Annotated in this window: 12 protein-coding genes and 1 pseudogene; 7 read left to right on the forward strand and 6 right to left on the reverse strand. The window is 38.8% G+C overall.

Annotated features, from left to right (window positions below):
• From ABLA33_RS08710 to ABLA33_RS08740, 7 genes are all read left to right on the forward strand, one after another.
• Positions 1-1,337: DUF5103 domain-containing protein (locus ABLA33_RS08710; RefSeq protein ID WP_347720001.1), on the forward strand; the 1,337-nt coding region annotated here is incomplete at its 5' end.
• Positions 1,338-1,349: 12 nt separating this feature from the next.
• Complete coding sequence (locus ABLA33_RS08715) at positions 1,350-2,306, forward strand: D-2-hydroxyacid dehydrogenase (protein ID WP_311489997.1); 957 nt, start codon at positions 1,350-1,352, stop codon at positions 2,304-2,306.
• Between the two features lie 23 nt (positions 2,307-2,329).
• Positions 2,330-2,965 carry a trimeric intracellular cation channel family protein gene (locus ABLA33_RS08720; protein ID WP_311489998.1) on the forward strand — a complete coding sequence of 212 codons (636 nt, stop codon included), beginning with the start codon at positions 2,330-2,332 and terminating at the stop codon, positions 2,963-2,965.
• A 182-nt stretch (positions 2,966-3,147) separates the two neighbouring features.
• A complete protein-coding gene (locus ABLA33_RS08725) occupies positions 3,148-5,058 on the forward strand; it encodes an amidophosphoribosyltransferase (protein WP_347720002.1) in 1,911 nt (636 codons plus the stop codon).
• A 15-nt stretch (positions 5,059-5,073) separates the two neighbouring features.
• Positions 5,074-6,150 (forward strand): glutamine-hydrolyzing carbamoyl-phosphate synthase small subunit, encoded by a 1,077-nt coding sequence (gene carA / locus ABLA33_RS08730; RefSeq protein WP_347720003.1) that lies wholly within the window; start codon positions 5,074-5,076, stop codon positions 6,148-6,150.
• Between the two features lie 15 nt (positions 6,151-6,165).
• A complete protein-coding gene (carB, locus tag ABLA33_RS08735; RefSeq protein ID WP_347720004.1) occupies positions 6,166-9,384 on the forward strand; it encodes a carbamoyl-phosphate synthase (glutamine-hydrolyzing) large subunit in 3,219 nt (1,072 codons plus the stop codon).
• Between the two features lie 460 nt (positions 9,385-9,844).
• Positions 9,845-10,804 carry a hypothetical protein gene (locus ABLA33_RS08740; RefSeq protein WP_347720005.1) on the forward strand — a complete coding sequence of 320 codons (960 nt, stop codon included), beginning with the start codon at positions 9,845-9,847 and terminating at the stop codon, positions 10,802-10,804.
• A 210-nt stretch (positions 10,805-11,014) separates the two neighbouring features.
• Here ABLA33_RS08740 and ABLA33_RS08745 read toward each other — a convergent pair whose 3' ends face one another.
• The 6 genes and pseudogenes from ABLA33_RS08745 to ABLA33_RS08770 form a co-directional block, all read right to left on the reverse strand.
• Positions 11,015-11,488, reverse strand: a complete 474-nt coding sequence (locus ABLA33_RS08745) for a hypothetical protein (RefSeq protein ID WP_347720006.1) — start codon at positions 11,486-11,488, stop codon at positions 11,015-11,017.
• A 32-nt stretch (positions 11,489-11,520) separates the two neighbouring features.
• Entirely contained in the window at positions 11,521-12,132 is a 612-nt protein-coding gene (locus tag ABLA33_RS08750) for an L-threonylcarbamoyladenylate synthase (RefSeq protein WP_347720007.1), read from the reverse strand.
• Positions 12,129-12,710: a Maf-like protein gene (locus ABLA33_RS08755; protein ID WP_311490004.1), complete on the reverse strand. Its 582-nt coding sequence runs from the start codon at positions 12,708-12,710 to the stop codon at positions 12,129-12,131. Before ABLA33_RS08755 ends, ABLA33_RS08750 begins: the two co-directional genes overlap by 4 nt.
• A 68-nt stretch (positions 12,711-12,778) precedes the next feature.
• Positions 12,779-13,309, reverse strand: coding sequence for an HAD family hydrolase (locus ABLA33_RS08760; RefSeq protein WP_311490005.1), 531 nt, complete (start codon positions 13,307-13,309; stop codon positions 12,779-12,781).
• Entirely contained in the window at positions 13,302-14,126 is an 825-nt protein-coding gene (locus ABLA33_RS08765) for a Rossmann-like and DUF2520 domain-containing protein (protein ID WP_311490006.1), read from the reverse strand. The genes ABLA33_RS08760 and ABLA33_RS08765 overlap by 8 nt, the downstream gene beginning before the upstream one ends.
• 55 nt (positions 14,127-14,181) lie before the next feature.
• Positions 14,182-15,040 (reverse strand): annotated as a pseudogene (locus ABLA33_RS08770) (inorganic phosphate transporter); the annotation flags it as partial.

A 15,040-nucleotide genomic window follows, 5' to 3' on the forward strand; every position in this document is an offset into this window, starting at 1 on the left:
AAGACAAGTTTATTTTAATTTTTATATTATATCTTTGCGCTATAATCTATAATTGTATGGAAAAGGTAACATTGCGTTTCTGCATTTTCTTTATCGCATTCAGTATGTCGATTGTGTTTCTTCATGCTCAACGCACACAAGTATTGAAGAATGACATAAATACCGTGATAATCTCTACTGGAGGTAATTCTCATGCTTTACCAGTACTACGTCTTGGTTCATCTGACCAGTTTGAGTTAACTTTCGATCAAATGTCTAATGAGTACCATCGCTATCTTTATAGAATAATACACCTCGATGCTGACTTCAAAAAGTCAACAAGTTTATTTGAGAATGATTGGGTTGAGACTTCTGCAGAATGGACAGTAATAGATGACTATGTTGAAAGTATGAACACTATTACTAATTACACCCACTATCGAATTAGGATACCTAATAATAATGTACAGCCCTTGTTAAGTGGCAACTATAAATTAGAAGTTGTTTTAGATGAAGATGGTACACTAACTCCAGCACTGAATGCTTACTTTTTTGTTATTGATTCAAAAGTAAATACCATTCTTGATGTGACAACCAATACAGACATTGATTGGAACGCTACACATCAACAAGTCCGGATGTCTATTGATACGCGTCAACTAAATATACAAGTACCAGAGGAAGAAATACGAACTATAATCCTTCAAAACCATCGCTGGGACAATGCCATTTGGAATCCTAAACCTGATTATATAAGTGGAACAATTCTAGAATGGAGACACCAACAAAGCCTAATCTTTGACGCAGGGAATGAATATCGTCGCTTTGAAATACTTTCCACGCAATATCCAGGAATGGGGATAGATAATATAAGATGGTCTGGTTCTGAATATATGGCAAATTTATTAACAGCAAAACCGAGGCGTAATTATATAAATGATCAAGATAGAAACGGACAAATCGTTGTTCGAACGCAAGACAATAACGATGCTGCCTCACAAAGCGAGTATGTATGGGTAAATTTTAGTCTTAAAATGCCTGAGTTGAAAGATGCCGATATTTATATTTGCGGTGATTGGACATATGATTGTTTTTCACCCAGATATAGACTCATCTATGATGAATTTTCACAAGCTTATCTCAAAAGTATCTTCTTAAAAACAGGTTTTTACAGTTACTTATATCTTACTGTTCCCCATTCACACAATAAGGGATTTACTGGCCCTGTTGAGGGAAATTATTTTCAAACAGAAAATGAGTATACAGTACTGACCTATTATCGTAGAGTTGGCGATCGTTATTGGCAACTCGTAGGTTTGTCAGAAATTTCGTATGATAAAAAGCTATTAAATCAATAAAAGTAAAAGTACATGATAAATATCGTTTTTTTAGATGGTTTCACGCTAAATCCCGGTGATTTAGATTGGCATTGCTTTGAAAAAATGGGACGTTTCAAGGTTTATGATCGTACAGATATCACTGAAGTTATCCAACGATCAAAAGATGCAGATATTCTTATTCTAAACAAGACAAGATTAGGTGAAAAAGAAATACTTAAATTACCGCGATTACGCTTGATTTGCGTGGCTGCTACTGGATATGATGTAGTAGATGTAAATGCTGCGTCACGTAAAGGAATCGTTGTCTGCAATGCGGCAGGATATGGTACAACGGCGGTTGCTCAGATGGCTATCGCTCATCTTTTGAATATTACTAATCGAGTAAGTCATTATGCAGAGAAAAACCGCAATGGTTTTTGGAGAAACTCACCAGATTTCTGTTGCTGGAAAGAACCCTTAATAGGGCTTGAGAATAAGCGAGTAGCCATTGTTGGATTTGGTAGTATCGGGCAAAAAATAGCTGAAATGTTGCGCCCTTTTGGAGTTTGTTTGTTTGCAGTTTCTTCAAAAAAAGAATTACCTGCAGATGTCGATCATATCTCATTGGAAGAAGCTTTCCGCACCTGCGATATTGTTAGTCTGAATTGCCCGCTTACTCCCGATAATGAACATGTAATAAATTGGAAATTACTTGAAAAAGCTAATCCACACCTTATTCTGATAAATACTGCTCGAGGCCGTTTGGTCAACGATGAGGATCTGGCCAAGGCACTCAAAACAAACCGAATAGCAGCATATTGTGCAGATGTATTATCCGAAGAACCACCTTGTAACGACAATCCTCTCCTCCATCTACCAAATGCTTTTATTACACCACATATTGCATGGGCTACATTGGAGGCTCGTCAACGTATTCTTCGAATTGTTGGTCAAAATATTGAAACCTTCTTGGCAGGTAACCCTCAAAATATCGTCAATAAGTTGTAACTTCGTCGCAAAATTCAGAAGCAATGAATATAACGTTTGTCAACGTTTGCGATTTTATAGGAACCTTGGCCTTTGCCATTTCGGGTATTCGATTGGCATCGGCCAAACATTTTGACCTTTTTGGAGCCTATGTTGTAGGATTAACTACAGCTATAGGTGGTGGAACACTACGTGATGTAATGCTTGGTCTATCGCCCTTTTGGATGACGAACTCTTTTTATCTCATTTGCACTGCAATTGCTTTAGTGTGGGTAATCATTTTTCGAAAACTTCTTGTTCGACAAAACAACACATGGTTCTTATTTGACACTATCGGTCTAGCCCTCTTCACTGTCACAGGCATGGAAAAGACATTACAAGCAGGTTTCCCCTTTTGGACAGCAATCATCATGGGTTCTATAACAGGAGCTGGTGGAGGTGTACTTAGAGATGTCTTTATAAACGAGGTTCCTCTTATTTTTCGAGAGGAAATCTATGCACTAGCGTGTGTCATTGGAGGCTTTGGCTATTGGATATGTGCGCGATGTAACATTCCTCCACTCTACTGCTCTATTGTATGTGCATCTTTAGTTATTCTTATGCGCTTTTTGGCCGTTCGTTACAGACTTCATCTTCCCATATTAAAGGCGGAAGATGACAGCAAGAATACTCAAAACTAATCTTTTACTATAGAGTTCTTCTTAACATTTTACTAATATCTATATACAGATTTTGGTATTTCAAACATTGCAAGATTATATTGTCAGCAAGGAGAAATAAGGATTTATGTGTAAAATTCCTAACTTTTATTGCCGCTTCAACCTTTTCGACTTAACTTTGCAATACAAAGCTAAATTTCTATATGGAACCACTGAAGCATGAATGTGGCGTAGCATTAGTACGCCTACTCAAACCTCTAGATTATTATCAGGAGAAATACGGCTCTTGGCAATATGGATTGAGTAAACTCTACCTGATGATGGAGAAGCAGCACAATCGTGGCCAAGAAGGCGCTGGATTGGCTTGTGTTAAAACTTTGGCAGAGCCAGGGGAAGAGATTATCTACCGTGAACGGGCAATGGGAACTGGTGGTATTTCTCAGATATTCTCTGCTGTACGGCAGCGCATGGATGAATATTCAGCTGAACAGCGTCAAGATATGGATTTTGTAAACCACCATCTTCCCTATGCAGGGGAGATTTATATGGGCCACCTTCGGTATTCAACTACTGGCAAGCGTGGCCTTAATTATATCCATCCTTTTATGCGACGTTCGAATTGGCGTGCCAAGAATCTCTGTATTTGCGCTAATTTCAACATGACCAATGTGCCTGAAATTTTTCAAACCATTGCATCTAAAGGGCAGCATCCTCGCATGATGTCAGATACTTATATTCTCCTTGAGCAGCTAGGGCATCGTCTTGATCGAGAAAGTGAACGATGTTTTGAAGAGGCTAAAAAGTTAGGACTACAGGATAAGAATATCACGACTTATATTGAAGATCATATAGATCTCTCAAATATGCTTAAATTAAGTGCACCTGTTTGGGATGGAGGATATGCAATCATGGGGGTAACTGGAAGTGGAGAAACGTTCGTTATGCGCGATCCGTGGGGCATTCGACCTGTTTTCTTCTATAAAAATGACGAGGTATTCGCTGTTGCTTCAGAGCGTCCAGTTTTACAGACAACCTTTGATGTTGATAGAGAAGATATCGCTGAAATAAAACCAGGAGAAGCATTACTCTTGAATAAGCATTGTGAGTTGCGTCATATCCAAATACTTGAACCTCGTAAGTTTGCTGCTTGTTCCTTTGAACGTGTCTACTTTAGTCGTGGTTCTGATTGTGATATTTACCAAGAACGTAAAACGTTAGGAAGAAGCCTTGTACCTGCTGTATTGAAAGCTATCAATAACGAATTAGATAACACTGTTTTTTCTTATATCCCTAACACAGCAGAAGCAGCCTATTATGGCATGATTGAAGGATTTGAGAACCATCTCAATAGTTTAAAGACTAAGGAGATTGAAAACTTAATGAAGCAAGCGCTTTCTTCAGAGGAATTCGAGCAAAAAATCCACAATGTCCTTAATCGTCGCATCCGAGCTGAGAAGATTGCTTGGAAAGATATAAAAATGCGCACCTTCATTGCAGAAGGTAGCGCTAGAAATGATCTTGCAGCTCATGTTTACGACATTACTTATGGCTCGCTAAGGCCATATATAGACAATCTCGTTGTTATAGATGATAGTATTGTCCGTGGTACAACATTGCGCGAAAGTGTCATCCGAATACTAGACCGTCTTCATCCTAAACGCATTGTAATCGTTAGTTCAGCTCCTCAAGTTCGCTATCCTGATTTCTACGGTATTGATATGAGTAATATGGATGATTTTATAGCTTTTAGAGCAGCAGTAGAGCTACTGAAAGACCATAAAGAAACAGAACGTATCCATAATATTTATCTGCGTTGCAAAAAACAGTTGCTATTACCTAAAGAAAAGCAAGCAGAGGTTGTGCGTACCCTGTATGAAGGGTTCTCACAAGAAGAAATTAGTAACAAGATGGCAGAAATGTTACGTCCTGAAGGAGTTACTTGCGAAATAAAAATGGTATACCAAACTCTAGAAGGATTACACACTGCTTGTCCGGTTAGTCCTGGAGATTGGTATTTTTCTGGACACTACCCCACACCAGGAGGAATTATGCGCGTAAATCAAGCTTTCGTAGATTTCTACGAGCATAATTCTAATAAGTTTGACATTGATTAACAGCAATACTAAGATATGCGAAGTGTAACATTAGTACTCAGCGATGGGACAAAGTTCCATGGTAAATCTTTCGGCTACGAAAAACCCGTAGCTGGAGAAGTGGTCTTTAATACAGCTATGATGGGATACCCAGAGTCTCTTACTGATCCTTCTTATGCAGGACAGTTGATGACTCTGACTTTTCCTCTTGTAGGTAACTACGGTGTTCCCCCCTTTACCGTGGAGAAAAATGGCATAGCCACATTTATGGAAAGTGACCGCATTCATGCAAGTGCTATAATTGTTAGTGACTATAGCGAGAAGTTTTCTCATTGGAATGCAAAAGAGAGCTTAGCAGATTGGCTTAGGCGTGAAGAAGTTCCAGGAATTTGCGGAATTGATACGCGCCAGCTTACAAAAGTTCTTCGCGAACATGGCGTGATGATGGGTAAGATTATCTTTGATGATGAGCCTACAAACATTCCTGAAGCTGAATACGAAGGTGTGAATTATGTAGCTAAAGTATCTTGCAAAGAAGTGACACACTACAATCGAGGTGCAGGAAAAAAGGTTGTACTAGTGGATTGTGGCGTAAAACATAATATCCTTCGATGCTTGATTGATCGCGGTGTTGAGCTCATACGCGTACCTTGGAATTATGATTTCAACAATATGGAATTTGATGGTCTTTTTCTTGCAAACGGACCTGGCGACCCAGACACGTGTGTGGAAGCTGTAAAAAATATACAGAAATTCCTGACTAATCCTAAAGTACGTCCTTGTATGGGTATTTGCATGGGCAACCAATTATTATCAAAAGCTGCAGGAGCTTCTATCTATAAGTTGAAATACGGACATCGTAGTCATAATCAACCTGTTCGCATGGTAGGCTCTAATCAATGTTTTATTACTAGTCAGAACCATGGATATGCTGTTGATAGTACTACTCTTCCTCCTGATTGGGAACCATTATTTGTTAATATGAATGACGGTTCTAATGAAGGTGTAAAACATAAAACTAATCCATGGTTCTCTGCACAATTCCACCCTGAAGCTTGTAGTGGGCCTCTAGATACAGAATTTCTTTTCGATAAATTTATAGAACTCTTGTAAAATAGGTTTCTTTGTATGAAAGATAACATTCAAAAAGTATTGCTCTTAGGATCTGGAGCCTTGAAAATCGGTGAAGCTGGGGAGTTTGACTATTCCGGTTCACAGGCATTGAAAGCTCTTAAAGAAGAAGGTATAGAAACAATTCTTATCAATCCTAATATTGCTACGGTTCAAACCAGTGAAGGTGTTGCTGATAAGATCTATTTCTTGCCTGTGACTCCTTTCTTTGTTGAAAAAGTTATTCAGAAAGAAAAACCACAAGGCATTATGCTTGCCTTCGGTGGGCAAACAGCTCTAAACTGTGGTGTAGAACTCTATCGAAGTGGTATTCTTGAGAAATATAATCTAGAAGTTCTAGGTACTCCCGTTCAAGCCATTATGGATACAGAGGATCGAGAACTTTTTGTAGAGAAACTTGACGAGATTAATGTCCACACCATCAAGAGTCATGCATGTGAAGACATAGAAACAGCGAGAAAAGCGGCAAAAGAGTTAGGCTACCCTGTTATTATCAGAGCTGCCTACGCGTTGGGAGGGCTTGGTTCTGGATTCTGTGATAATGAAGAAGAGTTGAACAAGATTGCAGAGAAAGCATTCTCTTTCTCTCCACAAGTCTTGGTAGAGAAAAGTTTAAAAGGTTGGAAAGAAATTGAATATGAAGTTGTACGTGATAAATACGATAATTGTATCACAGTGTGCAACATGGAAAACTTCGATCCTCTAGGTATTCACACAGGAGAAAGTATTGTCATTGCTCCATCTCAGACCCTTACAAATGCTGAATATCATAAGTTGCGTGCACTAAGTATTAAGATTGTTCGCCACATTGGTATTGTGGGTGAATGTAATGTGCAATATGCTTTTGATCCTTATTCAGAAGACTATCGCGTCATTGAGGTAAACGCACGTTTAAGTCGGTCTTCTGCCCTTGCTTCAAAAGCTACTGGCTATCCTTTGGCTTTTGTTGCTGCCAAATTAGGTCTAGGCTATGGTCTCTTTGAGCTCAAGAATTCTGTAACTAAAACAACCAGTGCTTTCTTTGAACCGGCACTTGATTATGTCGTTTGCAAAATCCCACGGTGGGACTTAGGAAAATTCCACGGTGTCGATCGAGAGCTAGGTTCCAGCATGAAATCGGTGGGTGAAGTAATGGCTATAGGTCGCACTTTCGAAGAAGCCATCCAAAAAGGCATTCGAATGGTAGGCTTAGGACTTCATGGATTTGTGGGAAACAAAGAACTTAAAATTGAAGATATTGAAGGAAGTCTTTCAGCTCCCACAGATAAGCGAATACTTGTTATCGAGAAGGCTTTCTTTGATGGAATGAGTGTTGATCGTATTCATGAACTGACTAAGATTGACAAGTGGTTCCTTTACAAATTAGAGCACATCTTTAAAATTAACAAAGAACTCAAAGCTTGCCGAAGTATCAATAATTTAGATAACGAACTGCTGAAGACAGCCAAGATTTATGGCTTCACTGACTTTCAAATAGCGCGTGCTATAGGTATGGAAGCTGATATGGATATGGAGAAGGCAGTGCTCGTTGTGCGCGAGCGAAGAAAACAAGCAGGCATCGTTCCTTATGTTAAGCAAATTGACACACTCGCTGCTGAATATCCAGCACAAACCAACTACTTGTATCTCTCCTATTCTGCCGTCGCCCATGATGTACAGTTTGAAAATGATCATCGTTCTGTAGTGGTTCTTGGTTCAGGTGCTTATCGTATTGGCTCTTCTGTAGAATTCGACTGGTGTGGTGTTCAAGCCCTCAATACCATTCGTAGAAATGGCTATCGTAGTGTCATGATAAATTATAATCCTGAGACCGTATCTACTGACTATGATATGTGCGATCGTCTGTATTTTGATGAGTTGACATTTGAACGTGTCATGGATATTCTTGATCTTGAGACTCCGTATGGTGTTGTAGTATCTACGGGGGGGCAGATTCCTCAAAATTTGGCAATGCGCATGGATCAGCAAAACATTCCCATTTTGGGAACTCAGGCTAAATACATCGACAATGCTGAAGACCGAGAGAAATTCTCAGCAATGCTTGGACGCATCGACGTTGACCAACCAGAATGGAGTGCCCTGACCACAATGGAAGACATTCGCAAATTCATTGATAAAGTAGGTTTTCCCGTTCTAGTGCGTCCTTCTTACGTTCTCTCTGGCGCAGCCATGAATGTTTGCTCTAATGATGAAGAATTAGAACGGTTCCTGAAACTCGCGGCAAATGTATCTAAGAAGCATCCTGTAGTAGTGAGTAAATTCTTGCTCCATGCTAAGGAAGTAGAAATGGACGCTGTTGCAAAAGATGGTGAGATTATTGCCTATGCCATCAGTGAGCACGTAGAGTTTGCGGGTGTCCACTCCGGAGATGCTACCATCCAATTCCCTCCGCAGAAACTTTATGTAGAAACCGTTCGCCGTATCAAGAGAATTTCTCGTCAGATAGCACGCGAATTGCATATAAGTGGTCCTTTCAATATCCAATTTTTAGCAAAAGAAAATGATATAAAGGTTATTGAATGTAATCTACGTGCCTCACGTTCATTCCCTTTTGTAAGTAAGGTTCTGAAAATAAATCTTATTGAATTAGCAACTAGAGTAATGCTTGGCCTTCCCGTGGAGAAGCCCAATAAGAATCTTTTCGACTTAGATTATGTAGGCGTAAAGGCTAGCCAGTTCTCATTCAATCGTCTACAAAACGCTGACCCTGTACTTGGTGTTGATATGGTTTCAACGGGTGAAGTAGGTTGTATAGGTGAAGATTCCAGAACTGCACTACTGAAGAGTATGCTATCTGTTGGCTTAAGAATCCCCAAGAAGAGTGTTCTTCTCTCAACTGGTAATGGACTTCAAAAGGCAGATATGCTCACTGCATCACAGTTGTTAGCACAACGTGGTTATAATATTTATGCCACAAAGGGGACCAGTCAATATCTTACAGAAAATGGTATCAAGAACACTCGCGTATATTGGCCTACAGAAGAGGGCACACCACAAGTTATAGATTTGCTTCGCGAGAAGAAGGTAGATATGGTGGTGAATATTCCACGAGATCTCTCTAGCCGAGAAATCACCAATGGTTATCGCGTGCGTCGTACTGCAATTGACCTAAATATTCCACTACTCACAAATGCAAGGCTTGCTAGTTCTTTCATCCATGCATTTGCAACAGTAAATGTAGATGATTTAGATATTAAAAGTTGGGATGAATATTAATTCGAATGACTTCTAATATATTATCGCCACTTCCTGGATACCAGAAAGTGGCGATTTATTTATAGAGAGGAACTATCTTTTTTGCAGCTACAAAGATAAAAACAAAGGAGCTTACACAATTTGTAGGAAAGTATCTATCTTAAAACGAGTTCTATACACTCATAGTTTTCTAAAAACATCTTTATTGTATTTTCAAATGCAATAAGGATGCTGGCTGACACTATAAGGATATTTATTTACGCAATAAGGATGTTCTTACCTATCCTTGTATCTCACTCACCCGTCCTTATTCTCTCCCTTTGAACTACACCATATTTTATTGTCTAAATGGGCGAACTATATAAGAGATTTATAGTATCATCAGTAGATTCATAAAATATAACATCTCATATTGTAACATTTACACACATTTACCGTTCTAATAGATATAAACCAGCAACAATTAAAAACAAGAATGAATATGAAACGTTACCTACTATTTTTACTATTGACCATCGCAAGTATGATCTCTGCAAAGGCATTAAGCTATAATGAAGCCCGTGAAAGGGCTTGGTATCTGACTGATAAAATGGCATACGAACTCAATTTAACTACAGAGCAGTATGATTGTGTGTATCAAATCAATTTAGATTATTTTATGCAAGTTACCAGTCCTCAAGATATCTATGGCTACTATTGGAACTATCGGGATGAAGATCTCCGATACGTACTCTATGATTGGCAATATCAATCATATATGAATTTAGATTACTTCTTTCGTCCTTTGCGCTGGTATCGCTCAACGTGGCAATTCCCAATCCTTAGCTATTACAACCGTTCTTACTATTATTATCAACGGCCAACTATATACATCACTTATCAAGGAGGATTCTGGCGCCGTGGACACAATGACGTGAGCCCCTATCGTGACTGGCGTCCCTCAACCTATTATGCAGGAGGTGGCATGAGAGACAGATATATGCGAGATTCATTTGGAAACCAAGGCATCTATCGAGGCGGACATAACGATGGTGCTTATGGTAGACCTAATGGAAATTTTGGTAACGAGCGTTTTCCTAATCGCAATAACAATAATCAAGGGCAAGGATTTGGTGGTCGTCGCGACATGAATACAAATAGTCAACAATTCTCCAATCAAGGAGGATTCAGAATGGGAAACAACAATACAAATTTTCCAACAAGAGACCGCTCAGAATTGCAATATGAGAATAGAAGTGGGCGCTCCTCTTTCTCTCAAAGTCCCAATCGCTCTTTTGGAGAAGGTCGTAACACAAGTGAGCGCAGTTATGGAACACAAGAATCACAGCGTTCCTTCAACCGTTCTTCAAATCCGCAGAACTCTCCTCAACAACCTAGACAATCTAGTAGAAATATACCACAACAACAGCAAATGGGTGGTGGGCGACAATTTGGAAGATAAGTTCCCCCCTTTATCTTATCATATAAGATAAAACCCGTAACTCCTGACATAGGAGTTACGGGTTTATATTTTAGCAACTATCCTCAATACCATAGAACTCTTTCATTTAGGAATAAGTTTTATACAAAAGAGATTATACCAATAAAGTTGTAGCAACCTAGAAAATTTTACACAGAAGTTTTTATAGAGCTTTATAAGCACACTCAAAACCTAAGGCAGAATGTTGAAAGATTTGGTAGCTGTTATCTGATAAAGCAAAGGAGAACTGGTACAATACACAGAACCATTGTTTGGGAAATCCAACTTATACCCCTTTATAATCTCATTTCCTGACACACTATATTTACCAACAAAAGTTACAGATATTGATCCTGCAGCAGTTACAGTAACAGTATCCGCTGGTACAGATGTGTTCTTATCATAAACAGTTCCTTGCATATATTTCTGATTACGAACTCCAGCTGATGGGTTAAAAGACCAAGAATAAGTGGTGGTATTCAACAATTTTCCCTTACTGGTCTCTACTAAAGAAATTACCACGCGATCACCTACATGAATGGCCCCCGTACCAGAGAGTTTTTTTACAGAAATATCGGAAAAACGCGGAGGTTCTGACCTATAAGTATCTTGAGAGCAACTGCCTAAAATTGTGACAGCTGCAAAAAAAATAAGAAATTTATACATATCGTTTTATTTTCTATGCTTATTGTAATCTTTTATTTTAAGAGTCCGATACCTTGTCGCAAAATCTTTGGTTCTTCGTCTAAACAATCAACAATGGTACTTTCTGCATCCATTCCCTCTCCCCCATTAACAACTAAATCTACATCCGCTCCAAAATGTTCTTCAATGAGTTCTGGATTAATAGCATATTCTCTATCTAGAGCATCTAGCGGTAGAGATGCTGTTAATAAAGGAACTTCCAGCATTTCAACTAGTTGATTAGTAATAGGGTTGTCGGGCATACGTATTCCGACCTCTTTCTGCCGGCGTACACGAAAAATCTTTGGCAACCGACTCGTTCCTGGTAAGATAAAAGTAAATGGTCCGGGAAGATTTCGCTTCATTAACTTAAATACTGGCGTAGATATATGAGCATATTCGCTAATGTTACTCATGTCGTAACAAATAATGCTTAACGGATGAGAGCGCAAGTCTATATTACGAATCCGACAAATACGCTCTACAGCACGTTCCTTAAGAGCATTACATCCCAAAGCATAAGTTGTATCTGTAGGATATATGATAACACCACCATCATTGAGAACATCTATGATTTGCTGAAGGCGTGAGATATCATTATGAGAGGAATATAAGCGTAGCATCAGAATGTTTTCAGACAACTATAAAGGCGCTGCATTGGCAAACCCATAACATTATAATAACTTCCCTCCAAACTAGAAACAGCAGCCAAACCAATCCAGTCTTGAATACCATAGGCTCCAGCTTTGTCAAGCGGAAGATATTTTTCTACATAAAATTCTATTTCATCCTCAGACAGTTCGGCAAAAGTCACTTTTGAAGTAGTTACAAAATTCTCCAACCTTTCTTTTGTGAAAACACAAACTCCTGTAGAGACTTCGTGTACTTGGCCAGACAATTTATGCAACATATCTTTTGCATCCTCAACACTATGTGGTTTTCCCAGTTCTTCACCATTAAGAGTTACAAGTGTATCAGCAGTTATAATGAGTTCGGAGGGAAGCATCGACTCACGATAGTCATAAGCCTTTTTACGAGCGATGAATTTTGCTATCTCTTCACCTTTCAACTCTGCAGGATAGGATTCATCTATACCTAAAAGAGTGCGCACCTTAAAGTCTATCCCTAGGCGCTGTAAAAGCTCTTTACGACGTGGCGAACTGCTCGCTAAGATTACGTCGAATTTATTAAGATTATCAAGCATTTTTTCGAACTATTTTATTTAATGCATAAAAAGTAGAACGCTAAATGATTCTAACAAATAAAATGGAATTACCACCCAAAAGCAACTTTATCATTAAGGCTATTCATCCAAAAACCTTTGGCTTTAAGTACTTGTTCGACAACATCTCGAACGCAGCCTTCACCTCCACAATAACCACTGACATAGCATGAAATCTCTTTGATTTCTACTGCAGCATCATACGGACAAACAGGACACCCACAAGATTTCATAATTTCATAATCAGGAATATCATCTCCCATATAAAGAACTTCCTCTGGTTGTAGGCCTACTAATTCACACCAGTGATGAAAACATTCTATCTTAACAGAAACTCCATCAAAGATATTCTGCAGACCGAGGCGTTCATAACGCTGACGCACTAATGGGCTACGTCCTCCGGTTATAATGGCTACTTGTAATCCACACTTTACTGCTAACTGAAGAGCGTAGCCATCTTTTATATTAGCCGTTCTTATTGGCTGGCCATCATCGTTAAAAAGATAGACATTGTTTGTGCTTAAAACCCCGTCAACGTCGAAGGCTAACGCCTGTATTTTTTTCAAATCGTAATCAATCATGTGAATTCTGGTGAATAGAAAGGCTCATCAATTTGTAAATGTCGCGTTTTATTGTTTCTGAAATCAAGGAAAGATGCTTGTTTATTACATTCTGGTCATAACGAACAGCAGGTCCTGTCTGTGCTTCTTCTGGAGGAAGTTCGTGAACTTTTTTTGCTGTTTCATCAATAAGCGGAAGAAGATACTCAAAAGGTAAGCCAGCCTTTTCCATTTCTTGAGATGCAAGAGTATAGCAATGATTTGCAAAATTGCACGCTAAAACTGAAGCTAAATGCAACCTAAGACGACGATCTGAATCAAGAAAATTAACTTGACTACTTATAGACTGTGCCATAGAAAAAAGGGTCTGAGCAACTTCATTATCAGATGGCTCAACAAAAATAGGTATATTATCAAATAAAACAGCACGTTTCTTTGAAAAAGTCTGCATAGGATAGAAAATTCCATACTTATTAACTTTTCCATGAAAAATACTTAGAGGTATGGATCCTGCCGTATGAACAAAAATGGCTTGAGGATATAGTAATATAACTTTTGATAAAAGTTCTTCTAATACACTATCCTTTATAGAGAATATATATATATCTGCCTCTAAAAGTTCCTCTATATTGGTCGTCCAAAAACAGCCCAAATCATCACCCAAGGTTTGGGCCGACGAAGTCGTCCGGCTATAAACTCCCTTTATCTTATATCCTGCATGCAATAAGGCATGAGAAAGATGCGTTGCAACATTTCCTGCTCCAATAAAAAAAATACTCTTTCCATTTGAGATACCATAAGATGAGTCTTCTTCTATTGGCTGGTTTTTTCTAGTCATTTTTTATAGAAAAAAAGCAATTACCACTTAACAGACTTGATTATCAACACTAAGATTATTCTTGAAATCTCTTTGAAGCACGCACTAAGTGACGTATCATAGATATGAACTCCTGCGTTTCTTGCAACATATTTAAATATAGCAGTGTTGCACGTATATTTTCTTCCTCATGCTGCAAATGATCCTGCTGACTATGGCGTATTTCAGAAAGACGTTTTTTCAAAGAATTCCCCTCCACAAGAACTTCATCTGCCCCTGTAAAATCGCCACTGTCAACCATTTTACGCGTGCGCACTAACATGGCATCAACCTCCTCACAAATTGGAGTAAATTCTATAATATCAACTTTAGGAAGTGGATTAAAATTATTATCAACGTGCTCTAAAGAAGGCTCAAGCATACGCTTTAAGCAATAGAAAATTTGCGTAAGATTGTTAGACCCCAAGTGAAACCATGTATTCTTCTCAACAGCCTGCAAATAGTCAAGGCGGCGCATACCAACAATTTCCTTACGACGATAACGTTTCCATTTATCTCTAGCTGCCTCTAATTCATGAGACGCCGTGCGCAACTGCCGAATATTCTCTTTCATTACCCCCTGAGTAATGTTATTGAACGTATTTTGCATAGCATCTATCATTTCCACTTGTGTAGACTTGACATGAAGCACCAGTAAGTCCCAAATCTCATTTTTATCCTTTGCATGGACCAGTTTACGAAAAACAAGATCTACCGTTTCCTCTTCTTGCTTTTTCTTAAATGCACGATTATTTCGAATAAGTACAGCCACAACAATCACTATAACTAGGATCATACCAAAGACGCCAGCCAAATGATTCATCGTTGCAACCAAGCTACTCAAAATGAAGGCTGCGCCAGCTGTTACGAACCAGCCACCAACAACGGTAATAACA

It is taken from the genome of uncultured Alloprevotella sp., assembly GCF_963536905.1.
GTDB lineage: Bacteria > Bacteroidota > Bacteroidia > Bacteroidales > Bacteroidaceae > Alloprevotella.